This window comes from Bacteroides helcogenes P 36-108 (assembly GCF_000186225.1).
GTDB classification, from domain to species: Bacteria; Bacteroidota; Bacteroidia; order Bacteroidales; family Bacteroidaceae; genus Bacteroides; species Bacteroides helcogenes.
This window is the reverse complement of record NC_014933.1, coordinates 3839108-3864915: the sequence shown is the minus strand read 5'-3', so window position 1 is coordinate 3864915 and position 25808 is coordinate 3839108. Positions and strand designations below refer to the sequence as shown.

Sequence of the window (25808 nt, the reverse complement as noted above, 5' to 3'; positions counted from 1 at the left end):
CAATGCCGATGATTGCTACAATCAATGCCGATGATTGCCACAATCAATGCCAATGATTGCAACAATCAATGCCGATGATTCTATGCTTAGTTGCAAAGATAACAAGATTAAGTCACACTGTCATCATGCTTGAGTCACAATCTTGGCAGGGCAATGCAAATAGATTCATTCACCCTCATAGGCCATGGCGGAGCAGCTACCCACATAAGGCTTTTCCGCATTTTCAGGATGTGTGCTTTTGGGGGAAAATAATGTATTTAGACTTTCTTTGATAGCTTTTAAACCTATGCGACATTAAAATGTAACATTAGTGTTTTTTCAAACCTCAAATGTCATTTTTTCACCTGCCGTTGAGAATGAATCTGCATACATTTGTGAAAATTTTAACGCTAATTGTTTTAACACTTAATGATTTTATTTAATTTTTAATGCTATGGGAAAGTTATGCAGATTACATCTCCTGCTGTTGGCTTTGTTGCTACCGGGAGTGTCCTTCGCACAAAATCTTTTTAAAGTGCAAGGTTGTGTTACTGACGAGCAGAAGGAGCCACTTATCGGGGCTACCGTGCAGACTAAAGACAAGTCGAAAGGCACGATAACAGATAGCAGTGGCAACTATGTCTTGTCGGGAGTTCCCAAGGGTTCCACCTTGGTGTTTTCGTATATCGGCTACAAGTCGAAAGAAGTAAAGGCAACGTCTACTTCTCTTAATGTTGTTTTGGAATCGGATGATGAGATGCTCGATGAAGTGGTTGTCATCGGCTATGGCCAGCAGCGTAAGGTGACGCTGACGGGGTCTGTCTCCAACGTGGGTGGCAAGGAACTTCTCAAATCGCCGGCCGCATCGCTTGGCAACACCCTTTCGGGTAAGCTTCCGGGTCTCCAGTCGGTGCAGTATACCGGTGTTCCCGGTGCCGACGACCCTGTCATCCGCATCCGTGGTGTCGGTTCGTTCAATAGCGCCGAACCTCTCGTGCTTGTCGATGGTGTCGAGCGTGAGTTCAGCCAAATAGACCCGAACGAGGTGCAGGACATTTCTATTCTTAAGGATGCTTCCGCTACGGCTGTCTTCGGTGTACGTGGCGCCAACGGCGTTATTCTCGTCACTACCCGTCGCGGTGAGATGGGCAAGCCTACCATCACACTGACAACTTCGGTAGGTCTTCAGCAGATTTCCAAATTCCTTGAACCGGCAAACTCCTACGAGTATGCAACGGCTTACAATCATGCTCAGGAAGTGGAAGGAGTAGCCGAAGACGGATGGAAGTTCTCAAAAGAAGCTATACAGCACTGGAAGGACATGGATATGCCCACCGTTTATCCAAGCACCGACTGGTTTAAGTACCTGATGAACGACCACGCATGGCAGCAGCAATATAATATTAATGTGTCGGGTGGTACTGAACGTGCCCGCTATTTCATTTCTGTCGGTATGCTCAATCAGGATGGCCTTTTCAAGACCTTCGACCAAGGTGATGACGCAAACTTCAAATACCGCCGTTATAACTTCCGTGCCAACCTCGATATAGATTTATCTAAGCTGAGTACGCTTTCTGTCGGCATCGGTGGACGCATTGGCAGACGTAACTCTATCGGTAATGGTGAGTATAACGGTCAGTCGGGTGTCTTTGGTGTTGAGGGTCTTCTCAACCATGGTACGCCAATGTCGGGCTACGGTCTTGATAGTGAGGGACGTCGCATTGTTTCCGACCCTGACCTCGTTGGCGCAGTTGGCTCCGATGGTCTCGGTCTTATCTACCAGCACGGTTATACTACTCAGCGTCAGAGTGTCGTAAACCTCGACCTCCAGTACAAGCTCAAACTCGACTTTATCACCAAAGGTCTTGATTTCCGTATCAAGGGTTCCTACAACTCTGACTATACACAGCAGAAAGCACGTACTACCGACGGTGGTATCAGCTACAAGGCCACCATCGCTAAGGGTGAATACAAGGAAGACGGTTCTCCTAAGATTGTTTATGTCCGTCAGGGTGACTCATGGCCTCTTGGCTATGAAGAGAAGAAATGGGGGGGGAGAAACTGGTATGCAGAGGCGAGTCTCAACTATACCCGCAATTTCGGTGACCACAATTTCGGTGCGCTCGTTCTTTATAATGAATCTAAAAACTATTATCCCGGCGGTGTCTATAATTCTATCCCCCGTGGTTATGTGGGTATGGTAGGCCGTGTTACCTACGACTACCAGACTAAGTATATGGTAGACTTTAACATGGGCTATAACGGCTCGGAGAACTTCGCCAAGGGTAAGCGCTTTGGCTTTTTCCCTTCTGCTTCTCTCGGCTGGATAATCTCTTCCGAAAAATTCTGGGAGCCTATCCGTAACGTTGTTTCCTATTTCAAACTTCGCGGTTCTATCGGTAAGGTAGGTAATGACCAGGGTGTTGGTCGTTTCCTCTATCTGCCCGGCACATGGCAGTTCTACACCAATAACGGTGGTGCATGGTGGACCAACGACCGTACAGGTAACTTCGGTATCAACAACGGTGTGTTCATGCCTGGCGCGCGCGAATCCAGCAACGGCAATCCCGATGTTACTTGGGAAACAGCCACCAAGCAGAACTATGGTGTCGATATTCATTTCTTTGGAGACCGCTTGAGTCTCGGTGTCGACCTCTTCTGGGAAGACCGCAAGAACATCCTCATTTCCAATGAAACAACCATCGCAGGTATTTCCGCTCTCAAGCCCAACTCTATCAACTTCGGCCGTGTCAAGAACCATGGTTATGAAATGACTCTACGCTGGACCGACCACATAGGTAAAGTGAACTACTCGATAGCTCCTACATTCGCTTTCGCACGCAACGAGGTTGTGGAAATGGCGGAAGTGAAGAAGGAATTCCCGCACATGTACCATACAGGCCATCCTGTAGGTCAGCCTTTCGGCTACGACTTCTTTGAGTTCTATGTTCCCGGTGAAACCGAACAGCGCTACAAGGAAGTTTACGGTGTTGACATGCCGGACCAGCAGATAACATTGCGTCCCGGTGACAGCGTATTCGCAGACCTCACGGGTGATGGTAAGGTGGATGCCAACGATGTACATGCTATCGGCTATAGCGATATTCCTGAGTATACCGGTAGCGTAAACGCAACGTTCAACTGGAAGGGTCTTGACTTCTCCATGACTTGGGTAGGCGCCACCCACGTCAACCGTCAGCTCAGTTCTTTCTATACTCCGGCCTTCGGTACAGGTAACCAGTCAATGCTCAACAAATGGGTTTACGACAATTCTTGGACCGAAAGTAATCCCGGTGCCAGCCTGCCACGTATCTCTCTTGAGAAATCGGCGCGCGAGCATAACGGTTCACTTTCAGATCCTTGGATGGTGGATGCGTCGTATATCCGTCTGAAGAACCTTGAGATTGGTTATTCGTTCCACATACCCGGTGTGCCCATCAAAAACATCCGTGTTTATGCCAATGGTTATAACCTCCTTACTTTCACAAGCTTCAAGGCCAATGACCCGGAGGCACAAGCCGGCTATGGTAGCACGCGTTATCCTATGACCCGTGTTTACAACTTCGGTATCAACTTTAACTTCTAACATTCAAGACAATGAATCTTATAAAAAAACTCAGAATAAAAGCTGCTACTATTATATGTGTAGCTGCCATGATGGGGATGGGCTCGCTGAACTCCTGTGTCGATGATATCAATGTCGGAAATGCCTTCCTCGACAAGCAGCCGGGTGTCGACGTGACCGTAGACACTATCTTTGTCAAAGGAGAGAATACAAAGCGTTTCCTCTGGCACATGTACGGCGCCATGCACAACCCTTTCACCTATACAGGTGCAATATGGTATTCTCACCCCGATGCTCTTACCGATATTTGTCAGTCGTACTGCGGATGGCACAATCTCGGAAAGTACTACGGTGGTGACCTCACCGAGACGGACCAGGATAACGGCGGCTTCGCCAAGTTCCCCTTCATCGCCAACGGTGACGGCAATGCCCGTGCAGGCATCTGGCGTACCATCCGTGAGGGTTGGCTTTTCATCGAGAATATCGATCGCGTTCCCGACTTGAGCGAATCAGAGAAGAGCCAGCTTCGTGGTGAGGTGTATGTCATCATGGCATCGCGCTATCTCGATGCTTTCCGCAACTTCGGAGGTCTTCCAAAAGTTGAGCACTCATTCTTGGCTGTTGATGTTGTAGATGGCAAGCGCATGGGCGTACTCGAGACAGCAGAGTTCATCGACGGGCTTATCCAGAACGCCATCAACGAGCCGGGGCTTCCTTTCTTTGTGCAGGATCAGGCCACCAACTCCGGACGTCTGACCAAAGGCTCAGCCTATGGTCTGCGTGTAAGGCTGTGGAACTTCGTGGCTTCGCCTCTGTTTAATAGTGACAAACCTTATCTTGAATTCACTCGCAACGAGGAGAACCAGGACATCAACCAAGTATGGACGGGCGGTTACCAGTCCGAACTTTGGCAGAAAGCACTGAAGGCTTGTGAGGATTTCTTCCAAGCCAATAGCGCCAACGGTAACTATTTCGCTCTTGTACAGCCCACCGGTAACAGTGAGCAAGACTATTGCAATGCTTTCCGTGCCGCCTATTGGTTCCGTGGCAACAGCGAGAAGGTGATTGAAGTTCATGCCGGTCTGGGTACAAACGCTTGGAATGGTGACTGGAACGTAGAAGGTATGGATGAGTTCGGTATGGCTCTCTTCACCCTCGAGTATATGGAGATGTTTGGCATGGCAGACGGTCGTAACTTCCCTTACGACAACGTGTTCAATACCGATAACCCCAACAATGTAGACATCTTTGCCGGTCGTGACCCGCGCCTCTACGAGACAATGGTGGTGAACCGCAACAATCTTGTCGAGCAATATGGTGGGCGTTCGAGTACGGAGATGTGGCAAGGCGGCAATATTGACCAAGCCGGCATTACTGCTGTTACCGACAATCCATGGTCTACCCGTATGAAGCTGTTCAAGTATCTCCGCGATAACGGTTATGCAGCATACTACCCGACCAACTTTGCTTATCTGCGTATGGCCGACATCCACCTTTGCTACGCCGAGGCACTCGCACAGACAGGCAATCTGCCGAAAGCCTGCGAAGAAATAAATAAGGTGCGCGCACGCGTAGGTCTTGGCAAGGTAGAGGTTATGAATCCAGGGCTCAACCTAACTACCAACAAGGACAACTTCATCGAGCAACTCCTTAAGGAACGTGCCTGTGAGTTCGGTTATGAAGACTCCCGCTGGTATGACCTCATCCGCTACAAGAGATCCGACATATTCAAGAAACAGGTACACCAGTTGCGTGTATGGCGCAAGGATGCCAACGGCAACAAGATGGATCCTGCCGACCACGATGGCGACACGAGTCTCGAACCCGGTGAACCTTGGCCGAACTGTATCTATGAGAAGATACTTTGTACCAACAATATCCGCGTATGGTGGGATACTGACAACCAGACGAGCAAGTGGACCGACAAATGGTATCTCTCGCCCATTTCACGTGATGAAATCAATAAGGGCTATGGCCTGAACCAGAACCCGGGTTGGTAATCCAGATTTTAAATATCAATAAGACTTATAAATATGAATATAAATAGAATGTTGATGCTTGCGACCGCTGTTGCCTCTCTCACGGCAAATGCGCAGGTAAAACTCAACGATAAGAATGCAAATGCCTATGATTTGGGGTACGGCGTGGAAATAAGCAATTTCCTCAGCACCGCTTCTGCAACCACAATCACAGGCGAAGAATTGCAGCAAACTTCGGCAACTAATCTTGCCCAGGCTCTCTATGGACGTCTGCCAGGCCTCACGGCTTTATCGCAAGGCGGCTTCTCGGGTGACGAAAATAAGGGCGCCTCGTTTAATATTCGTGGCTATCACACGCTTAACGGTAAAAGTATTCTCATCCTCGTCGATGGCTACGAGCGTCCCATCGACCGCCTCAGTGTAGAGGAAGTGGAGAGCGTTACCGTCCTCAAGGATGCTGCCGCTACGGCACTTCTTGGTCATGATGGTATCAATGGCGCTATACTTGTGAAGACGAAGCGTGGCGTTGAAGGCAAGACACACGTCAAGGTGGACTACAGCCATAAGTTCCAGTTCGACCCTGAATTTGCAGACATGGTAGATGGTTACGGATATGCCAATGCTTTCAACCATGCCCGTCACAACGACGGACTCTCTGCCGCATACACCGAGCAGGAGCTTAACCTCTTCAAAGACGGTTCTGACCCGTACTTCTATCCTAACGTGAACTGGCGCGACCTTACTTTCAAGAACAGTGCCGAGGAAGACCATGCATACGTTTCGGTGTACGGAGGTACGAACAAGGTGAAATACTACACCAATATTGATTATACCGATGTGCGCGGTGCTTTCAAGGACACCAAGCAGGCAGACTACAATACGCAATTGCGCCAGTCGAAGGCCAATATCCGTACCAACCTCGACTTCAACATCACCAACACAACTCTCATGTCGGTGAACCTCTTCGGTATGTTCCAGGAGACCAAGCGGCCCTCCGACATCGGTGCTGATGATGCTACATCTGCTATCTACAACCTGCCGGCAAGTGCTTTTCCCTACAAGACCTCGACAGGTATCTGGGGTGGTAACGAGGCATACACTGATGCCAATCCCGTTGCCAAGATTCAGGAGTCCGGCTTCTACAAAACCCATCAGCGTCAACTGTGGGTAGATGCCAAGCTGTCTCAAAAGCTCGACTTCCTGCTCAATGGCCTAAGTATATTCGTCAGTGCCGGCTATGCCAATTCGTCGATTTACGCGGAAAATTCGCACAAGGCACATCAGTATGGCTACGAGCGTTACACCGGTATCATTGGCGACAAGAACAACGTATCTCTGAATACATTCGGTAACAAGGAGACCGACCTTACCTTCAGCAACTGGAATGCGGGCCAGTGGTGGAAAGCAAAGTCCAGCATAGGCATCAACTACAAACATTCGTTCTTCGACAACGACCACTTCATTGCTACCGTTGTTTATGACAACAGTGGTTCGAGCACTGATGGACGTGGAAATACCTACTATCGTCAGAACATCATGGGAGTCTTCCACTACGATTTTCAGAATCGCTACGTTGCCGACCTTGTGCTTGCAGGTAACGGCTCCAGCCGTACCTATCCTTCCAAGTGGGCATTTTCACCCACACTGTCGCTCGGCTGGATTTACGCTGACAACAACGAAGGTCTGCTCAACTACGGCAAGCTGCGTGCATCGGCCGGCATCCAGCATACCGACTATATGCCTACCTATGGCATGTGGCTTCCCACATGGGATGTTACGCACGGTTATGTGGTTATTGGTAACAACTACGGTGCTACATGGGGCGCATCGCTTGGCGCCTTCCCAACTACCGATTTCTCGCAGGAGACCTCTACGAGCTTCAACCTTGGTACTGACCTTCGTCTGGCCAATGCTCTTGATATCTCAGTTGATGCTTTCTACCAGCTTCGCAGCCACATCATGCTCTCTGCAAGCAATGAGAATTCATCGGTGGTTGGTATACAGTCATCCTACAACGATGTTGGTGAAGTGAAGAGTTATGGCTTTGAGGTAAGTGCCAAGTATGCGAAGAAAATCACTTCCGACCTCAATCTCAACTTGGGTGTCAACTTGTCGTGGGCACGCAATGAGGTGAGCAAGTATATCGGCACACCGACCTATCCGCTGAAAGACCCCGTAGGCCACCGTGTAAACGAGGCATGGGGACTCAAGTCGGATGGCTTTTTCAAGGATGAGGCCGACATCAACGCCAGCTACCGTCAGGAATACTCTACCGTAAGCCCCGGTGACATCAAATATCAAGACCTCAACGGTGACAAGGTAATCAATGAGTTCGATGAGACCAGTCTCGGTGGCGCTACCGGCATCCCTGAACTTAACTACGCCTTCAATGTCGGTGTAGAATATAAAGGCTTCGGTCTGAACGCATGGTTCCAGGGCACTGGCAACTACATGAAGTATCTTCCGTCAGCAATATGGGGTGGCATGGCCGACAACGGCAACCTTTCGGTGGACTACTACAACAACTGCTGGGATGTGGCTGGCAACAACGCTCTCTATCCGCGTCTGACAACTCAGAACAACAGCAACAACAGTCAGGCAAGCAACGTATGGTACAAGCCTGTTCACTTCTTGAAGATGCGCAACATCGAGGTTTACTATAAAGTGCCTGCAACGGTGCTCTCGAAGCTCTCTCTTACCGCAGCCAAGGTGTTTGTTCAGGGCGAGAACCTTCTTTCCTTCGACAACGTCGACGCTATGGATGCTGAGGTACTTTCGACGGCATATCCCATGTTCAAGGGTGTCAACATAGGTGTCACATTAACTTTCTAATTAAAGATACATTTATGAACAAGATAAAATATACTCTTTTAGCTATGGCGGCAGCGGTCTTTGTAGGCTGTGCCGACCTGGACTACAACGAAGCTTCGAATCGTGACGAGGACTGGACCTACAATAGTCCCCTCAATGGTGTCAAGGCTCTTGTCTACGATGTCTACGCACAAATGCCGAGCGAATTCAAGGACAATTTCTACGGTAATGGCGCCATGATAGCCAGTGCCACAGACGAGTCCGAGTTTGCACTTTCCTTCTCATCCATTCACAAGTATTTCAACGGTGGTTGGACTCCTTCGAATCCTTTCTCGACCACATGGGACAGGTCATACCGTGCCATCACTCAGGTGCACATGTACCTTGAGCGCATCCACAAGATAGACCTGTCGGATTATGAATATGATCCGGACTACCAGACCATGGTGCAGCAGTTTGAGATATTTCCTTACGAGTTGCGTTTCCTTCGTGCCTATTTCTACTTCGAGTTGGTACGTGCCTACGGCGATGTGCCTTTGGTGACCACAACCCTCACCAATGAGCAGGCCAACAGTGTGAAACGCACTCCAGCCGAGGATGTGTTCAAGTTCATCATCAACGAATTGGATGCCGCGGCTGAATATCTGCCCGTGTCGTATAATGACATTCCCGGTCAGGAAATTGGTCGTGCCACCCGTGGTGCTGCCCTTGCACTGAAGGCACGCGTACTTCTTTATGAGGCTTCACCCTTGTTTAATACAGACAATAACAAGGAACTTTGGAAAGAGGCCGCTGCTGCCAGCAAGGTCATCATCGATAATGCACAGCGCTGGGGCTACAAGCTCAGCGAGTATGCCAACCTGTGGGGACACGATACATTCACCAATTCTGAATTTATCTTCGTGCTTGGCACCCAGGCAAGCAACGACTTTGAGAAGTACAATTATCCTGTGGGTGTGGAGAACGGTAACTCTGGCAACTGCCCTACGCAGGCACTGGTGGACGCATACGAATATCAGGCCGACGGCAAGACATTCAAGGAGAAGCATCCCGGAGATGTTGATGTGACTACCGAAAATCCATACGATGGCCTTGACCCGCGTTTCGAACTCACTGTAGTGAAGAACGGAGATCTCTGGCCATCTAACACAACTCAGCAGATTGTCATTGAGACGTATCAGAGTGGTTTCAACGGTGCTCCTAAGTACGGCGCAACTCCCACGGGCTACTACTTGAAGAAGTTTGTGGATGGCAACTGTGTCACCACAGCCAACAACCAGACTACAACACGCCACAACTGGATTGTGATGCGTCTGGCCGAGGTTTACCTCAACTATGCAGAGGCCATGTACAACTACTACGGTAATGCTGACGAACAGGGTGATTTTGGCATGTCAGCCAATGAGGCTATCAATGTGCTTCGTAACCGTCCTGACATCATGATGCCTGAATTCCAAGGAAACAATGGCTTTGAAGAACACTACATACGTGAGCGTATGGTAGAGCTTGCTTTCGAAGGCCAACGCTTCTGGGATGTACGTCGCTGGAAGAAGGGGGCCGAGTTCTTCAAGAATGTGGATGTGGCAGACTTCAAACTGAATGGAAATGGCAGCTTGATTCTCAATCGAGTTACCAAGACTCGCCAGTGGGACGAGAAGTACAACCTGTACCCGATTCCGCAGTCCGAAATTCAGAAGAATGGCAATCTGAAGCAGAACCCCAATTGGTAAAACAGATTCAATGAAATTTCAAACGAATAAAATTTATGAAGAAACATATTATATATCTTTTGATCTCAGGGTTCGCATTATTGTCGAACATGATGCTGATTTCGTGTGGAGATGATGATGTGGCGGATGCCAATGATGTGCTTGTGGTGAAGTCTGTCCTGCCTACAAAAGTTATGGAAGGACAGGTTGTCACCATCACCGGTACGGGGCTTGAGAAGGCCACTTCTGTTGTGTTCCCCGGCAATGTCTCTGTGAACAACATTACCAAAGTAGGCAACGGCTATATCTCTGTAATAACTCCTGCCGGCGTTTCCGTCGAGGGAGGAACAGTAAGAATAGAAGCCGACGGCGAATCGGCAGAGTCGGTCATGACGCTGACTGTCGGTAAGCCCGAACCTTTGCGCGTGGCTCCTCTTGACAAGGAAATAAAAATCAACGAATGTGTGGAGGTGTATGGTAAAGACCTCGAATTTATCGCCAAGGCTTATTTCCCCGGTGAAGACGGCAAGGACATTGCTGTAGATGCAAGCGACTTTAAACGCAAAGCTACCGGTTCTCTCTATATCTATTCGCCAATGGGTATAAAGGCCGGACCTGCCCAAGTTACCCTCGAAGACTGCAGCGGCAAGAAGTATCCTTTGCCGGAGGTAACGCTGTCTGACAAGGTCTTAGGTGGCAGCGAAGGAGGTGAAGGATATGCTCCAATCTGGGAAGGCGAACAGACAACCGGCTGGTGGTGGCATCTCCCGGCATCTGAACTTGACCTTTCGGCAATAGCGCCGGAAGCCGGCCAAACCATCAAGTTCACGTTCACTCACCATGATGCTCCTCAGACTTTCTGTCTGTGCGATGGTGCGTGGGGTGCTCCTTTCATCCGCGATGGTGGTGAAAGCGGCAACAACATCGTTCTTGCCGCCGGTGAGGACTTTCTGGAATTTGAAATCTCGGAAGGTATGGCAACTACAATGAATAGCGAATCAGGAACCGCTCTCATTATTGGCGGTGACATAACAGTCACCAAGATTCAGATTAAGACAGAATAAACTCTATACAAAGAGGGCATAGCCTGATACCTGCAAACACTTCAAGTCCGCCGAAGAACTTTAGCTCTTCGGCGGACTTTTTGGTAACTTACGCTTGCCGCAAACCTTTCCAAACTACCGTTTAATGATGCTTGATATGATTTAATTATCCTCTGTGATAATACATATATCACTTCTTTGTTGCCTTTAATTCCGCTTCAAGCAATTGTATGCGTTTTCCAACTGTTCTTCATCATACTTCGGAGGCAGACTGATAAAGCCAAAATCGTAATTCTCTTTTGTTATTTCTTGTGCAAGATTGGCTTGCAAAGCAGGTAAGTTTTCCGAAAAATTAGTGACAGCCCCCGATTGGTTATGAAACAAATCCGCTTTCAGGCAATTCATCAGATTGTTTCTGCTCCATCCCTCATCAACAGTACGGTGAATGTAATAAAGTGCTTCCTCTATGGTCTTACACTTGGTAAAGATTTCCACATGATGTCTCCATGGGACATAAGCAAATATTTCAGGGAATGGGAAGCCTGTATTTGTATCTTCATGAATTTCTCCACCAACTTGGTGAAGTCTTATTTTAGCCTGATTATCATCTCTTCGGCTTTTATTTGAGCCTTTTGGTAACGAGCTTTTAAATCGCTTAGCCAATTGGCATATTCCGTGTATAATTGCACATCATGAATTTTTGCCATGAATGGCTCTTGCTCTCTTCTTTATACCTTGCACGTAAAACAGATGGAGAATCACCAAGATTGTCCTTGCAAAAGCGGTTGGTGCGTTCCGCACCTTTCTCGTAGAAAAAAGGTTTGAAAAGAGCAGCCCTGCGGATTTTCTCTGCAAACGGGGCTGCTCTCTTTGGTCAATGGGTTGTTATACATCGCCTCTCATCGGCAGGAGTGATTTCTTGTATCTCACCGACTACATTCCTGTAGCCGGGCAACTTGTTTCCTGTAGCCGGGCGGCTACAAACTTGCAGTTGGGCAGGTACAGACTTGTAGCTGGGCGGATACAAGGTTGCAGTTGGGCGGATGCAAGCGGACAGTCGGGTAAGTACAGACTTGCAGCCGGATAACTACGACCATACAGCCGCACGGATACAAGGTGCATCAACCCAACGGATGTTCTTCTAAATAATCATCACCGCTGCCCGAAGTACCTCCGCCGTTGTTGTCCGAAGAATCATCGGCTGCGGTGCGACCGTCTGCCAACTTATCCACCCATGCAAAGGTAGCTTTCTGTAGGTCGGTTTTGAAAGCATCATCGGGCTGGAAGTTGAGGTTCACGCCTTTGATGTTGCGAGCGGTTACGGCGGCTTTAGTTTCCACTCCCGTGCTGGAGAGGGTGACGCTGAAACTGCCCCAGTTGCCCAACTTCACGCTCTCGCCGCTAAGCAGACGGCGCAGCAGTATCTTGCGGAGCTGGCGGATAGCCATCATAGCCTCCGAGGGGTTGAGGGTGGTTTCATCGGCAAGGTCCATTGCCACTTGGGTCTCGTCCACTTGTGCGGTGGTTACTTGGGTGACGTACCATTTCTTGGCGGCATCCGTGTCCTGAGGATTGACGCGCTGTACGGGTTTTACTAAGATTGCCATAGTTCTTTTATTTCTTAATGGTTAATAATCTGTTGTTCCTTTCTCTGATGTTATTGTGCCACCGCCCCCTGCGAAAGGGGCAGTTACACCTTTGTTTTATAGGTGCATCTCCGAACGTTTACGCTTGGTGTTCGGGATGGCTGTTTTGTTATTTCTTCACGATAACCAAAGGAACATTTGAGTCAGTAGTTGATACTTCAAAAGTATAAGGCAAGCTGTAAGTTACACAAGCATTGTTCATTGCCGTGACTCCTGTGTTCTGCAAGAATGTTGCTGTTACTGACGTGCAATCACCATTGACTGTTCCCGATGCTTTTGCTTCAGTCACTGTGCTATTGATGAAATATACATTAGTGCATGTAACTCCGTAACCGCCCAAGTTACCAAAGGCTGCACCTGCATTTGTACCCTTTACGGCAGCCGTAGTATAACAAACTTTTGCAGAAAGTGTTCCGTCTCCTAAGGTTCCTACCAAGCCTCCAACATATGTGCCTTCAATACTTCCTGCACTATAACATGCATTAATACCCACATATTTTGGAGATGCTCCATAACAATTCCCTACCAAACCACCGGCAGAGCCGTAAGAACCAGTTGCTTTTACTGTTGCGTTACTATAACATCCCTGTATTGTGACGAAAAGGTCGGCTGCATTGGCGTATCCGACAATGCCACCTGTGCAAGATGCTCCGGTAACAGTTCCGTTAAAAGAGCAGTTCAAGATTGTCCCACCAGATGCATCACCTACTATTCCACCTATGCTACCTTGGTTACCTGTTACCTTTACACTACCTGACACTGATAGATTCCGAATGATGGCATTATTTGTACGACCGAAAAAGCCACAATACACATACGCTGTGTTGGTGATGTCAATATTCAATCCGCTAACCATATTTCCGTTTCCTTCAAAAATACCTTTGAATGGATGGTCTTTATCTCCTATCGGGCTGAAAGCCACGCCAGTCAAGTCAATATTATTTTCCAGCGTGATAGTTTTTCCCGCAAAGCTCTGTGCGGAAGTCGCTCCGATAGCTGCCAATGCAGCAGCATCGCCGGATACTATTTTAGAGAGTTCGGCAAGCGCATCAGGAGTAGATAAATTCAGTGTTGTAGCAGTATTGTCATACCATGAATATGCAGATTTGGCAACCGCTTCACCTCCTTCAATCACTCCGGTAAGCCATTCGGATACAATGACCTCACCCACAACCAAACCGTCTTTACCGATAGTCATGTTGTAAGTGTAGCTCTTACCAGCTTCCATAGCCGGGATACCTTTCACTACCGATGCTGTGCTATTCACATTCATGGTGATGAACGACTCGTTTGTATTGGCATCGGTAGGAATCACAAGGGCTGTATAAGTAGTGCCTACTTGCGCAGCATCTGCATTCAGATTCTGAACAAAAGGAGTGATTTCTGCAACGGCTCCTGATGCAGCACTTGCTGTATAGTTAGCTGCGCCCGACTTGATTTTTACATCGGCAACGGTTGGAACAGAGGTAAACTCATCATTAAACTTTTCTATTTTCACAATCACACGAGCCGTCTTACGCTCCATTTCCATAGTCAACTGACCGTTGCCGGAAGGTTTGCCCAGACTTCCGCTGAAAGTCATATAGTCGGCTGTTGTAATCTTATCGCTACTTGTCTGGTCTGTTGGCAGAGTGAAGGCTGTAGCCGATACACCTGTGGCAGTAGGATAATAGGCAGTAAAATCCATGGCGTTGTCTTCCCATTTCAGGTATTTATTCGTTTCAGGAGTCCATGATGTTCCGTCAAAGGTGTAAGTCACCGCAGCCTGCTCATTGGCAGAAATCGTAATTGCATCTCCGTTATTGAACGCTTTCTGCGCCGCTTCATCAGCACCCAACGGATTGCTGCGTGTGAAAATGCCGTTGCCTACGGTAGCGTTCACCTTCACTGCTGTAGGGTCATTCTGCCATGCGGAATTTAGTTCATCTTCATTGCTACAGGCGGCAAGGGTTGCTATCGCAAACGCCATGCCCAGATATTTTGTCATCTTCATTGTTATAAATCTTTTAGTCATTTGTTATTCTGTTGCTACACTACCTGTGTTCTCAGCACCCCAAGCGGCGGCTGAAAGACTCTTAACGGTAAGAATTTCCTTGCCTGCGGTCAGTTCCAACGTATAGGCATAGCCTTGTGCCATGGAAACCGCTTTCTCGGAAGTCCAAGTGTAGGAACTCCCGTTGATGGTCATACTTACGGAGAATCCTTTGGCTGCAATATCCTGTGGCACAAGGATACATTCGTAGTTGGCGACGGCATTCTCCGTTTCGCCCGAACCAGCCTTGTATGTCCCGGCAAATGGAGTTACGGCTGTGGCATTATTGCCTGTTGCGGTCAGTGCGACACCTGCGGTTGTTCCGGTATAGGTGTAATTCAGTTTTGTTCCGTTGATGGCAAGTTCTGTGATGGGGTTAGTTGTCGTTCCACCTTCCAGTGCGTTAAATTCTGTTCCCAATGTCACTTTCAGGTTCAGTTTGGCAAGGGCATGTCCTAATGTCACCTTTATCTTCCCGTTCACCAGATTGGCATCTGCTGTAGATGGGTCGATAGTGGTCTGTGCCATACCTACCAAGTCATTGGCTGCAATGGCTGCGGCATCTGCCGCCGATTGGTCTGCCGCTACACTAAAATCAACTGTGCCCTGTAATTCTGCCTGTGTGAAGGCATGGTCTTTCAAGAAAGCAGCAGTCACCTTAATAGGAGTTGTGTTGTTCTGCCACAACATTTGCTTTGTGTCTGCTCCATCGTAACTGTTCCATGTACCGCTTTCTTTTTTCATCTGGACGAAATAGGAATAGGCTGTGCTGTTCTCGTTCTGTACATCCATGTAGAATGATGTAAGGTTGTCGTTGTCCATACCTGAACGGGTAGCGGGAGCATCCACATTAGTAGCCACACGGATTACTCCGTCTTCCGGGAAATTACTGTTCACAAAAGCATCCTCATTGTTGCTGCAAGCTGTCAGTGCCATGGCTACTGAAGCAAAAGCAAATAAACTCTTCATTTTCATGTTTTTGATATTTTAAATTTGTTGTTAGATTCAATTCTGTGCTTCTCCACCTTCAATTACATCACCTTTGCCCCAGTCGTTGATGCTGACGCTGCCGAGTGTGATTTCATCACGACCGACAATCAGGTTGACGGTGGTGTACTTGCCGGGCATGAGGCTGAAACCTGAAGCTGATGTATAGGTATAGTCTTTCCCGTCAATGGTAAGTGTAATCTCCTTCACGCCACTTTGCGGAACCATGATAGACTGATAGGCTGTGTTTGCTGTTGTGGCAGGCAATTCAATGTAACCGGCAGTTTCTGTGGCGGTAACGGTCTTTGTCAGATAATCAACTGTAGCCTTCTGTTGTGCTTTAGCTTTCAGGTTGGTGACTGTGGGTGTTCCTCCGAACTGGTTGCGAAAAGAGAGGTTGACCACCAGTTTTGACATCAGATGGTCGAACTGCAAAGATACAGCGGTATTGCTTGCCGTGAGTCCCGTCACATTGGTGGCAGCCAGCAGGTCGCTTGCCGTCTGGTCGCTTGTATCCAGTGTGTAGGAGTCCGCTGCAAAGTCGGTAATGGCACGCTGCGGATAGACCGCCATGAAGTAGTGAGTGGAAGTCATGTCTTTCCAAAGCATCTGTGGTGATGCTGTCCATGTCTCGTTTCCGTCAAAGGTGTTGACGGCATTGTTCACTACAAGGTCGGTTGCGGTTATTGCGGTAGCCGAGCCTGTCCAAGCATAGACACTGATTTTGTCACCGTCGGTAAATTTTTGTCTGCCTTCAGCATCGGGGGACGTGACTCTCGTGAGCGAACCGATGCTTGTGTTGACCGTAATGTACTTGGCGGTCTGCACACCCTCGTTGTCATTACTGCAACTGCCCAATGCCAACGCTGTGGCGGCAAGGGCAAGAATGATTGGATTTTGTTTCATCTGAAAAATATTTTAATGTTGTATTCAATTGCTTGGATTAAGGATTTCTCCCCCTGTTGTTTCTCCCACGCCCCAACCGTTGATGTCGGTAATCCTGATGGTTACACCGGGTTGGAATACCTCAAACACTACTTCTGGGGTATAAGTTCCTCCGTTCTGCATTTCGGGAGCTTCTGCTTCAAAGTGGATGCTTGTGTTGTCACTGTATTTGAAGTTGAACTCCAGTAAGGTAGGGATGTCACTCACCGCCCTTGATTCTGTAGGTGTTACCACAGGCATCACACGGATGAGCGGAAAACTTATAACACCGTCCTGCGGTCTTACTTTTCCCAAATAAGCCGGAGCTGTTTCTGGGGTTAGCCTGTTCATGGCAGGATAAAAGCCCTGTGCGGCATTCTTCACATAGGCTTCCACTTCCGTCACGTCGGCAGGCACACCTTTGATGGTAAACTGCAACTCGGCAAGCACTCGGCTCATGTCAACCTGTACGAGTGAAGTTTCTCCCTCATGTACCGTTACTGTTTTCGTCCCATAATGCGCATGTATGGGTGATGCCGAAGCATCGTCAAGGGTAAAGAGCAGGTCCTCGTAGGCTTTAGCATCGCCTGCCGCATCTTTCACTGAGAAAGGTGTCACTAAATTGTTAGCAGCCACCAGTACATAGTTTCCGGCAGGAAGCTGGAAACGGTCGGAAGCCAGTTCGTTCACACTTTTGTAGCTGTATTCCTTGACCAAAGCACCGCTTTCCTGATAAATCCACAGACGCACGCTGCTTACGGCATCATCGGTGGTCATTTTCAGTGTGACGGTAAGTCCGCTCTCGTCTTGGTGAACATCCTTGTCGCAGGAGGACAAGTATATCAAGCCCAGCAACAGGCTCATAAGTCCAAAGATTTTTCTTATCATATCAATTTCTCCTTTCCTTTATTTCCGCACGTCGGACTTTGTCCACATCCGTCTGTTGTCTGTCTATGCCACAACCTTCGGTTATGATTCTTTCTGTAGATATTCCACGTCTTACAAGCCACAGCTTTACAGCATCGGCTCTTTTGGCAGAAATTCGTTTGTTTACATCCTCACTGCCTTTATTGTCACACCAGCCTGATATGGTGATAGTTGTCTGAGGGTTCTTTTCAAGCAATAATTTTATCTCATGCAGCTTTGTACGTTGCGAGGGCTCTATCCACACACTATTGAACGAGAATGAGATAATCGGAAATTTAATTGAACTTGTTCTTTCTGTGGGGTCTGTTACGGTAACTTTTATTTCGTCTTTCATTGGATGTTCACTGATGACGGAATCTTTCACTATGTTCTGCTCTGTTGAAGGCTTTTCATATTCAACAATACTTTCTGTCTGCTGCATCGGGGCAATGGTTGCTTTCTTGTGCTTGACTGTCTTTCCGAAAGCCCAGCCTATACGGATACCGCTTTCCCAAATGTAATTGTTCTTATGTAAATGTTCCGGAACGCCGTCCATACGTTTTCCTGCTAAGTAGGTAATCCCGGAATATGCACCTGCCGAAAGGTTGTCTGTGATTCTGTAGGATACATTCAAGTCACCACCGACACCCAGATGCCATTCGTTGCCGCCTTTTAGTAGCTGCTTTCCTGATGAGATTGTTTTTATAGTTGCTTTTGTCCCTACGGCATATACCGCAGGGGAAATGCCGACTGACCACCTGCCATATCGTGCAGGCTTTATCAGTCCCAAAAGGTTTACATTCAGATGCAAACCATATCGCTGCATACTGACACTGTTTTTCAAATCAGAATAGCCGTAGCCTTCCATATCTGTAACAGGTGCGTTGTATCGGTTGCCGTCAATGCCGAGCCAGTAGCCCTTCTCTATGCAGCAGTCTTGTGCGCTCATGTCCAGTTTGCCGAAAGCAGCGGAGGCTTCCAATGACCAAACGTGGCTAAACCGATACCCACCGTAAATACCTCCAGACATTCCAAACCGTGTTTTATCAGCACCGAAACTGCTGAATGTACTCATTCCGAAAGGCAGACCGCCTTTCAATCCGATATAAAAGCCTTCCGAATAATCCTTCTGCATATCCTTACCATCTTGTGCAATGGCTACGAAAGGGACAAAAAGCAGAAGTACGACTGTTATACCTGTAATGGTTCTTTTTCTCATTATATTATTCTTTAAGTTTTTTATTCTCATATACTCTCTTCATCGCTGAATCCACGAGGTAATAATGTAGTTGGCAATTTATTACCGCCACCACAAGACCGATAGCCATGCAAGTGCAAATTATCGCAAGTGCTATTTCTGCTATATGGTTGAAGCATACCATATTTACTCCTGACAGAACAAGGTAAGCCGCAAACCATCTCGCCAACCTTATTAGTTTCATCCCGTCTTCATAATCCCCTGCAGGTACAACTTCCTCCATGGTGTATTTGCTAATCGAGATTGCCCCTTTCAGACAACTGTAACTGTAGTATAGTGCAACAAGAATAGCCATATATAGAAGCAAGCAGATAAGCCGGGCGGCAAACGTGGTAGTGAAATTTTCATATCCAGCCACAGTGCCCAAAACGGTTCCGCTTAGCAAAAAGCAAACCAGATAAGCACCAACCAGCACGATGGCAGGAACAATGGATTTTACCACATTGCAATGTGTCCCCAGCGGAGAATGCAGCAATGCCAGTGCCGAGAATGTGAATAGTACCAATTCCAAATAATACATTTCAGGGATAATGAATGAGCGTGCCACAGTCATATCAGAAGTAAGGTATGCAGTTATAAAAACTGCCGCAGACATCAGCCCTCGGCAAATAAGCCCTAATGCCAACAGGATGGACACACGGGTATAGGGAAGCACGGTCTTATTGTTGTACTTTACGATAAAGAGCAACAAGACAGCCAGTAAAATACTGGTGGAAGCACTTGTTATATATATTAGGTATTCTAAATTCATTGTTACTTGTTCGTTACATGATTGATTTTACATCCTTTACCCAAATGACGGTTCCTTTGGGGTATGTGTTCTCCTTTTCCATAATGGTATTGATTAATCGCCGTCCGGCAGGGGCGGTTACAACGTTTATGTAGAATTGGAAAGTAGAGGAAAGTATAGATACGAAAAAATCCACAAAAGCCCATGGAAGCCTTTGTAGATTACGTATTCCTTTATTATATTTACACGCGTGAGCGAGGTTTGAAAATTGCTTAGTATTGGTCTCGCCTGAGAGAGAGAGAGAGAGAGAGAGAGAGAGAGAGAGAGAGAGAGAGAGTAGCAGAATTTCTCATTCCACCAAACCTTTCTTCAGTTTTCTTTGTTAAAAATAGAACTTTGCTCATCTCTTGCTGTTTTTATATCCACCTCCGAAAGAGGGATAGATGTTAGATGTGGCAAAGTTCTGAAATGTAGCACCAAACGGATTGAAAATTTACCTGATAATTTTGCAAATGACGGCTTTTTACTTGCAAATTTCCTTAGGAAATTTGCAAATCGGGCTTTTATGTGTTGTAGGGCATGAAAACAGGGCAACATGACTGCTGCCCCGTGTATTCAGAATGAGTGAATTATTCTTCCGAATTTACTTTCTTTCTATACCCCGATGGAGACTCCCCCGTAACCTTTTTGAAGACTTTGGAGAAGGTTGCCAGCTCCGGGAAGCCTGCCGAGTAAGCAATCTCCTTGACGGAACGCTCCGGGCAATCTTTCAGCATCCGTTTGCTTTCCTCTATGCGGAGGTTGTTTATCCATGTATTGAAATTCACATTCAGCGAATGATTGAGGATGAACGACAGTTGCATATCCGTAATGCCCAACTCGCTTGCTACATCGGCAAGCAACACGCCGTCTTTCAGGAAAGGCTTGTCCTCACGTTTCTCCCATCGGTGAACGGAACAGACAATGCTTGCCTCCGCCAAATCTGTTTCGGGATGAACGGGAGCTTTCTCCTTTTCGTCCGCCTCTGCCAATGGCTTCTGTTCGATTGGCTCGGCATCCCCTTCGGTGTGCATTCTGAATGTGTCAAGCTGAAGCGTGGAAAGATAGACATTCTGCAAATTGGAGATGAATATCACAAAGAGGATGAACACTGATGTGTTTATAGCCATAAAGAAAGTATCCAACGAATCATTGGAAAGGAGAAAGTCAACTGCTGCCAGCAGGAAATAACCAAGAAAACAATAGGATATATAGCTGATGCGTTTTCCGTTGAGAACTTCCGTGCCCGAATAGAAGTTGTTCAGCTTCTTCAGATACATCCTTGTTTCTGTTACCAGTTTGAACAGGCATACCGAAAACTCGGAGAGTACCAGCGCATAGAGTATGCCGGAACTGACTTTCGCCCAAGTGCCGGAACTATATTCCGCATATCCGTCAAGCGAAAGCCCTGTGTATTCCCCTGCATGGACGGCAAACCCCACGACATGGCACAACGCCACCAACGCCAGCGGTATGAAACACAGCCGCTGATACAGCCTTGCATTGCCTGATGTGTGCAGCAATCCCATGATAGCCTTTGTCATCAGGTACAGTTGGGCACTGTAAGCCATCGGAATAAAGAAGGCATCCAAAAGGAAGATGTCTTTACCTTGCACAAGCAATGAAAGTACCGCTATATCCACAAGTACATCTATCAGGGCACTGTATGCCAGATACTTCTTGATACGTTGGTATGCCGGATTGACAGGCAGGATGCTTGTCTTCACGGCAAGAAGTGAAACAGCCATTGCAAAGCAAATGCCGCCACTCACTGAGTATGATATTATTTCCTCGAAAGGCATATATTGTTCGTTCTATTTACAAATTACTGAAATTTGTGCGCTAAGATACGGCTTTTTAACGAAACGGAGGAATGAATACCACGCTAATCGGGCTTACAGAAGCGATTTAGGTACGATTTGTATAAGAAATGGGGCTTTTCTCATTGCCGAAATCCATTACCTGTTTTGGCTCACGTCCAAGCTCGTCAATGAGAAGCGGACGTTTGGCGTAGCATTCTATTCCTTTTGCAAGCAATATCCTTTGCAGATGGGTGGATTTCTGAAACTCAAAAATCGGTTTCCGTACATTCATCGTCCGTATGACGGTGTTATATACCTGCATGAGCAATTGCAGGATGAGCGTTCTGCCATGATACTTACCGCACAATCAGCCAGCATCGCCTGATGAGACATAGGCACGTTTTGAAAATCCATTTTTACCTCCATTTATATTATTCTTTGTCTTAGTCTTTATCTTTATATTATATGGGTCAAGGTTAGGGTGTTGATTAGGGTGTAGACTTGGGTACTGATTAGGATTATCGTTAGGTGTCATAATCTGATACCTTGTCTTTACCCTAAAACCCTTTCCGCCTATCTCAAACTTGATAAGGTTAGCATCCGCTTTGCCAAAAAATGGATTACGTGATATAACTCCTTTGTTCATGGCTCGTTTTACTAACTTCTTAAGAAAAATAATATGTTGCATCACACTACCCGCTGTCATTTTATGCTCTATTTTCAGATACATATCGTAATTCTCAATAAATGAGTATTCCAAAGCAGAAAACGGTATATCACTTTTGCCGTACTTATCACGTATAAAACGGGATAGGTTCAAATGAGCATTTACATACGCACGATAGGTGGCAATCGTATGGTTTATGCCTATGCTTTTTCGTATTTCTTCGGTTGCTTCGTCCAATTCTTTAATAGCGTGGTAGGTTCTTCTGTCTGTTCTTGGCATTTTACCCTGTCTTACCATCATATAAAACATGCTCGTTTGAGCAATTTGAATACTTTCTTTATTTATCGAACGGATCGCCTGCCTTATCTTGGCTAACTACCCAGCGGAAAGCATTCACGAGCAAGAGATTTTGTGTTCCGTCTATAAACTCTTCATCACCATGTCCCATATTCAGGTAAATCATGCGGTAGTTTTTGTTGGTCCAAACAATGGGGAAATCGCCAAAATTGACCACATCCTTGATTCCTAACGGATAATTCTTGGGAGAAATAGAAAACAGTACTTCTACATCTTTATTCAGGCGCGGACTCGGATTCCATTGATACCATTCGCTGGCAGGTGCTACAAACGATGCAGGCAGATTCTTGGTAACAGGATGTTCAGCCTTATCGACTTCAACCAACACAGGCTGAGGAGGCCAGTTGTTGCAATAGAACACTCCTCCACCCAAAAACTTGACTAGCCAAGGCCAATTGGTATTCTTGTCATTGTAGGCTGCGGCATGGAAACCTACCCAGCCTCCACCATTCTCCATATATTTCTCGAAGGCATCGCGTTCATTTTTGTTGCTCGGGGTGGTGTTGAGCATGACAACGACATTATATTCTTTCAATTTTTCGTATGGAAATTGAGAAAAGTCAGTGGTGATGTCTAAAATGAAACCATCGCCGTAGTTTAGCTTTTTAATGAATTCTACAGCTTGTCGGGCAAATTCTACGTGAGCCCCTTCGGCATGTTGTGTGTAATAAACCAATGCTTTGAAGCGGGGAGCTCGGGCATAGTTTGCAGGATAGCCTTCGGGGGCTTGTGCATGTACCAGCAATGCACATGCAGTAAATAGCAGAACAAAATAAAGTTTAATGTTTCTCATGGCATATATGTTTTTATGAAGTTAAATGTTTCTTACTCAATATTCGGCAATCAATGATAGCCACTTTCCTGCCGAGGTTACCCACACCTCTTTGTAACAAGCATTATTCGTTTGAGGCCAATAGGGTATGTCTTCATTTCCTAATGTACGGATACCTACGGGCATTTCTCCCGTCATCTCTCCGGAAGAGAAAGTGTTCAGTTGCGGATAATTATGTCCTTCTCCGTAGATCAAAGATTGACCGAAAGGATTCTTACCTACCGTCCAGTACAACTGTTCCAGACCGATGTCGAGCAGTTCCTTATCTTTCAGGAAGTTTCCACAGATGGCGGCAGACTTTCCGGTGGAAAGATGGATTGCTGTATTACCGTTGAATATGTTGAACCAGACGGGGAAGCGCTTCACATAGTGCTCTTTGTCCAGCCGGACACCATTTTTTATTTGCTCGGTATACAACTCCTTCGCATTGGTGGGCGGGAAGAGGTGGAGAGCATAAAAGCCGGTGGTGTCTTTGTACTCCTCTGCATGATATACGCCGCTTGGCAACATTCCGTAAGGGTGGGTGTAGCGCATCAGCCCTTTCAGATAGTTGCCATACAGGCGTATGGAACGTGCCCACTGGGGGTAATCGGGGTGTTCCGGTTGTGTCTCGCAAAGCAGGTTTATGGCTTGCATGTAAACCTGTTCGCGTGACTGGTGTATATAATGAACTATTGACTGTTTGTTTTTGTCGCGGTAGAAGAATCCGCATGTTCCGGCTTTGTCTTTCAGAGGCTCGGTACGTTGGCATTCAAGCGTGTAACGAATGTATTCTGCGGCTATATCAGCATAATAAGATTTCTTCGTTAAGCGGTAAAGTTGGCTGGCCGACCACGATATTGTAGCCATATATTGACTTCGTGAAGTGTTGTAACTATGCTCGTAAGGCTGAATAAACTTGTTGAATCCATCCTTCTTGAATTTATCCATAGCAAAAGTGAAATCTTCTTCGGCTGTTTTAAGCAGATATTCCTGTAGCATCGGGTCGCCCGTCAACGTCACCGAAGCATACGCCTCATATCCGGCATAGAGGAAATTGTCGAATGCCATGTTTTGCACGCGTACGGAGGAGATGTCGTCCAACGTGTTGAATACTCCATCTTGCCAAATAAGCAATCCCATACTGCTGGCACGGTAACCATCACCGTAGCGGTTTTTCAGTACGAATTCCAATCCCCATTCGGCTTCTTCACGCAGACGGGCGGCAAGAGCAGGGTTCTTATCTTTCAGCTTGTTGTAAGCTTCGAGCAGGGAGAAGGTTACATCTCCTGTCTGAAGTGTTTGTTGTGAAAGGTCGCCTGCATCATGCCATCCACCGGCGTAGGAGATACTGCGTCCGTCATGCTTGGACATCAGGTCCACATGGCAAGTAGCGTGTTTGCCGGGAACAGGGTATCCGCAACGTTGGCAGAAAAGGAAATTGAGAACCTTCCATCCCGAATCTTCCCAGATTCTTTCACCGATTCGGAAGGTGGGGGTTAGAGACTCATTTACTTTCAGCTGATATACACCGGGACGGTTGAAACTGGTGAAATCAAGAAGACCGAATTTACCGAGGGTTGTAGTTTCCTCTTTTATTTCTCCTTCATAAACGGTTTGTCCGCTGGCGGGATTTAATAGCTGAAAACGCTTATCATTATATGTTGAGGTGTTTGTGTTTACAATAGCTGTCTTAGGACTGTTCACGGTATATCCCGTAGTCGAATAGATAATTTTTCCGTCGGCAGGACTCCAGCCACTTACATTTTCAGGGTTCTTCACGGTCTGTAGTTCCAGGTTATCTAGGTAGTAGACGGCAGAATCGCCCGTAGTTCGGTCTTTACCTTTCAGGGCTGTACTGAAACTGATACTCATTACTTTATCCCGTTGGTATTCATCGATTTCGAGAAAGCATTGATTCCACTCTTTATTAATCAGATTGATAAGGTGAGAACCCGAAGGCTGATTATAGCCTTTCTTGACAGGCGTATCGGCGTTTATAAACGTAAGGTTCATATTGACAATGCGTGCACCGTCACAATCGGGATAGATAGAAAACGTAATTCGGTTGTACTTTTCCAGATTAGCACCATTTAAGTTATAGGCAACGCCACTGTTTCCGTATGTGGCATAATCCGGATCGGAAGGCGATCCGGTGGCTCTTTTTCCGGTAAATGTAGGGAATTGTAGTTTGATGCTTCCTTTTCCCGAAATCGTCTTCTCAGTGCTGAAAGACATTGTACCTGTACCGGAATGTTTCCAGCCTTCGATACTTGCCGATTGGGTAAGAGGAATGCTTTCTAAAACCTCTTTCTTCCATCCGTTGGTTTCAAAAGAATTAGCCGTATTCAGGGGGAGGGGTTGATGTATCAATCCGCTTTCGTAGAGTTGCTTTTCCAACTGTCCGTCCGGTGTCAGGCAAACCTGTCCGTAGCCGGAAATGCCGATGATAGATAGAAAGGAAATTATAAACAGTCTCTTTCTCATTGTAATGTTAACCTTTAATTCAGATTGCAAGATTAGGCATTATCATTCAAAGAAAGGTTTGCTAATTGCCATAAAA

At 46.9% G+C, this 25808-nt stretch carries 19 protein-coding genes; 6 read left to right on the top strand and 13 right to left on the bottom strand.

Annotated features, from left to right (window positions below):
- The first annotated feature begins 433 nt into the window (after positions 1-433).
- The 5 genes from BACHE_RS16045 to BACHE_RS16025 are packed head-to-tail and all read left to right on the top strand — an operon-like array spanning position 434 to position 11107.
- Positions 434-3565 carry a SusC/RagA family TonB-linked outer membrane protein gene (locus BACHE_RS16045; protein ID WP_013548761.1) on the top strand — a complete coding sequence of 1044 codons (3132 nt, stop codon included), beginning with the start codon at positions 434-436 and terminating at the stop codon, positions 3563-3565.
- 11 nt (positions 3566-3576) lie between these two features.
- Positions 3577-5544, top strand: a complete 1968-nt coding sequence (locus tag BACHE_RS16040) for a RagB/SusD family nutrient uptake outer membrane protein (protein WP_013548760.1) — start codon at positions 3577-3579, stop codon at positions 5542-5544.
- A 33-nt stretch (positions 5545-5577) separates the two neighbouring features.
- Entirely contained in the window at positions 5578-8355 is a 2778-nt protein-coding gene (locus BACHE_RS16035; RefSeq protein WP_013548759.1) for a SusC/RagA family TonB-linked outer membrane protein, read from the top strand.
- A 14-nt stretch (positions 8356-8369) separates the two neighbouring features.
- Positions 8370-10064 carry a RagB/SusD family nutrient uptake outer membrane protein gene (locus tag BACHE_RS16030; RefSeq protein WP_013548758.1) on the top strand — a complete coding sequence of 565 codons (1695 nt, stop codon included), beginning with the start codon at positions 8370-8372 and terminating at the stop codon, positions 10062-10064.
- Between the two features lie 35 nt (positions 10065-10099).
- Positions 10100-11107, top strand: coding sequence for an IPT/TIG domain-containing protein (locus BACHE_RS16025; protein ID WP_013548757.1), 1008 nt, complete (start codon positions 10100-10102; stop codon positions 11105-11107).
- Positions 11108-11293: 186 nt separating this feature from the next.
- On the opposite strand, the gene BACHE_RS17210 is transcribed toward BACHE_RS16025, so the two are convergent.
- On the bottom strand, positions 11294-11749 hold the full coding sequence (locus BACHE_RS17210) for a DUF1016 N-terminal domain-containing protein (protein WP_187289278.1): 456 nt from the start codon (positions 11747-11749) through the stop codon (positions 11294-11296).
- Positions 11750-11963: 214 nt separating this feature from the next.
- Between BACHE_RS17210 and BACHE_RS17450 the strand changes: the two genes are divergently transcribed.
- Entirely contained in the window at positions 11964-12173 is a 210-nt protein-coding gene (locus tag BACHE_RS17450; RefSeq protein ID WP_148229869.1) for a hypothetical protein, read from the top strand.
- Between the two features lie 34 nt (positions 12174-12207).
- Here the strand turns inward: BACHE_RS17450 and BACHE_RS16015 are convergent, their stop codons facing one another.
- The 12 genes from BACHE_RS16015 to BACHE_RS15960 form a co-directional block, all read right to left on the bottom strand.
- A complete protein-coding gene (locus BACHE_RS16015; protein WP_013548756.1) occupies positions 12208-12693 on the bottom strand; it encodes an HU family DNA-binding protein in 486 nt (161 codons plus the stop codon).
- Between the two features lie 148 nt (positions 12694-12841).
- Positions 12842-14725, bottom strand: a complete 1884-nt coding sequence (locus BACHE_RS16010; RefSeq protein WP_013548755.1) for a fimbrillin family protein — start codon at positions 14723-14725, stop codon at positions 12842-12844.
- Positions 14726-14749: 24 nt separating this feature from the next.
- Positions 14750-15739, bottom strand: coding sequence for a fimbrillin family protein (locus BACHE_RS16005; RefSeq protein ID WP_013548754.1), 990 nt, complete (start codon positions 15737-15739; stop codon positions 14750-14752).
- Positions 15740-15769: 30 nt separating this feature from the next.
- Complete coding sequence (locus BACHE_RS16000; protein WP_013548753.1) at positions 15770-16657, bottom strand: fimbrillin family protein; 888 nt, start codon at positions 16655-16657, stop codon at positions 15770-15772.
- Between the two features lie 24 nt (positions 16658-16681).
- The gene (locus BACHE_RS15995) at positions 16682-17563 is read right to left on the bottom strand and encodes a FimB/Mfa2 family fimbrial subunit (protein WP_083808273.1); all 882 of its coding nucleotides are present in this window, start codon (positions 17561-17563) and stop codon (positions 16682-16684) included.
- A 1-nt stretch (position 17564) separates the two neighbouring features.
- On the bottom strand, positions 17565-18800 hold the full coding sequence (locus BACHE_RS15990) for an OmpA family protein (protein ID WP_013548751.1): 1236 nt from the start codon (positions 18798-18800) through the stop codon (positions 17565-17567).
- A gap of 4 nt (positions 18801-18804) precedes the next feature.
- Complete coding sequence (locus BACHE_RS15985; RefSeq protein ID WP_013548750.1) at positions 18805-19590, bottom strand: hypothetical protein; 786 nt, start codon at positions 19588-19590, stop codon at positions 18805-18807.
- A gap of 608 nt (positions 19591-20198) precedes the next feature.
- Positions 20199-21410 (bottom strand): helix-turn-helix domain-containing protein, encoded by a 1212-nt coding sequence (locus BACHE_RS16740; RefSeq protein ID WP_013548749.1) that lies wholly within the window; start codon positions 21408-21410, stop codon positions 20199-20201.
- A 106-nt stretch (positions 21411-21516) separates the two neighbouring features.
- Entirely contained in the window at positions 21517-21702 is a 186-nt protein-coding gene (locus BACHE_RS15975) for a hypothetical protein (RefSeq protein ID WP_013548748.1), read from the bottom strand.
- A gap of 75 nt (positions 21703-21777) precedes the next feature.
- Entirely contained in the window at positions 21778-22377 is a 600-nt protein-coding gene (locus BACHE_RS15970; protein WP_013548747.1) for a phage integrase SAM-like domain-containing protein, read from the bottom strand.
- Between the two features lie 37 nt (positions 22378-22414).
- Positions 22415-23227: a ThuA domain-containing protein gene (locus BACHE_RS15965; protein WP_013548746.1), complete on the bottom strand. Its 813-nt coding sequence runs from the start codon at positions 23225-23227 to the stop codon at positions 22415-22417.
- 36 nt (positions 23228-23263) lie between these two features.
- On the bottom strand, positions 23264-25732 hold the full coding sequence (locus BACHE_RS15960) for a glycoside hydrolase family 9 protein (protein ID WP_013548745.1): 2469 nt from the start codon (positions 25730-25732) through the stop codon (positions 23264-23266).
- Between the last annotated feature and the right edge of the window lie 76 nt (positions 25733-25808).

Excerpts from the sequence above, each read along its gene's own strand:
- BACHE_RS16045 (WP_013548761.1), top strand. The coding sequence starts at position 434 with ATGGGAAAGTTATGCAGATTACATCTCCTGCTGTTGGCTTTGTTGCTA.
- BACHE_RS16040 (WP_013548760.1), top strand. The coding sequence starts at position 3,577 with ATGAATCTTATAAAAAAACTCAGAATAAAAGCTGCTACTATTATATGT.
- BACHE_RS16035 (WP_013548759.1), top strand. The coding sequence starts at position 5,578 with ATGAATATAAATAGAATGTTGATGCTTGCGACCGCTGTTGCCTCTCTC.
- BACHE_RS16030 (WP_013548758.1), top strand. The coding sequence starts at position 8,370 with ATGAACAAGATAAAATATACTCTTTTAGCTATGGCGGCAGCGGTCTTT.
- BACHE_RS16025 (WP_013548757.1), top strand. The coding sequence starts at position 10,100 with ATGAAGAAACATATTATATATCTTTTGATCTCAGGGTTCGCATTATTG.
- BACHE_RS17450 (WP_148229869.1), top strand. The coding sequence starts at position 11,964 with ATGGGTTGTTATACATCGCCTCTCATCGGCAGGAGTGATTTCTTGTAT.
- BACHE_RS16015 (WP_013548756.1), bottom strand. The coding sequence starts at position 12,693 with ATGGCAATCTTAGTAAAACCCGTACAGCGCGTCAATCCTCAGGACACG.
- BACHE_RS16010 (WP_013548755.1), bottom strand. The coding sequence starts at position 14,725 with ATGAAGATGACAAAATATCTGGGCATGGCGTTTGCGATAGCAACCCTT.
- BACHE_RS16005 (WP_013548754.1), bottom strand. The coding sequence starts at position 15,739 with ATGAAAATGAAGAGTTTATTTGCTTTTGCTTCAGTAGCCATGGCACTG.
- BACHE_RS16000 (WP_013548753.1), bottom strand. The coding sequence starts at position 16,657 with ATGAAACAAAATCCAATCATTCTTGCCCTTGCCGCCACAGCGTTGGCA.
- BACHE_RS15995 (WP_083808273.1), bottom strand. The coding sequence starts at position 17,563 with ATGATAAGAAAAATCTTTGGACTTATGAGCCTGTTGCTGGGCTTGATA.
- BACHE_RS15990 (WP_013548751.1), bottom strand. The coding sequence starts at position 18,800 with ATGAGAAAAAGAACCATTACAGGTATAACAGTCGTACTTCTGCTTTTT.
- BACHE_RS15985 (WP_013548750.1), bottom strand. The coding sequence starts at position 19,590 with ATGAATTTAGAATACCTAATATATATAACAAGTGCTTCCACCAGTATT.
- BACHE_RS16740 (WP_013548749.1), bottom strand. The coding sequence starts at position 21,410 with ATGCCTTTCGAGGAAATAATATCATACTCAGTGAGTGGCGGCATTTGC.
- BACHE_RS15975 (WP_013548748.1), bottom strand. The coding sequence starts at position 21,702 with ATGAATGTACGGAAACCGATTTTTGAGTTTCAGAAATCCACCCATCTG.
- BACHE_RS15970 (WP_013548747.1), bottom strand. The coding sequence starts at position 22,377 with ATGATGGTAAGACAGGGTAAAATGCCAAGAACAGACAGAAGAACCTAC.
- BACHE_RS15965 (WP_013548746.1), bottom strand. The coding sequence starts at position 23,227 with ATGAGAAACATTAAACTTTATTTTGTTCTGCTATTTACTGCATGTGCA.
- BACHE_RS15960 (WP_013548745.1), bottom strand. The coding sequence starts at position 25,732 with ATGAGAAAGAGACTGTTTATAATTTCCTTTCTATCTATCATCGGCATT.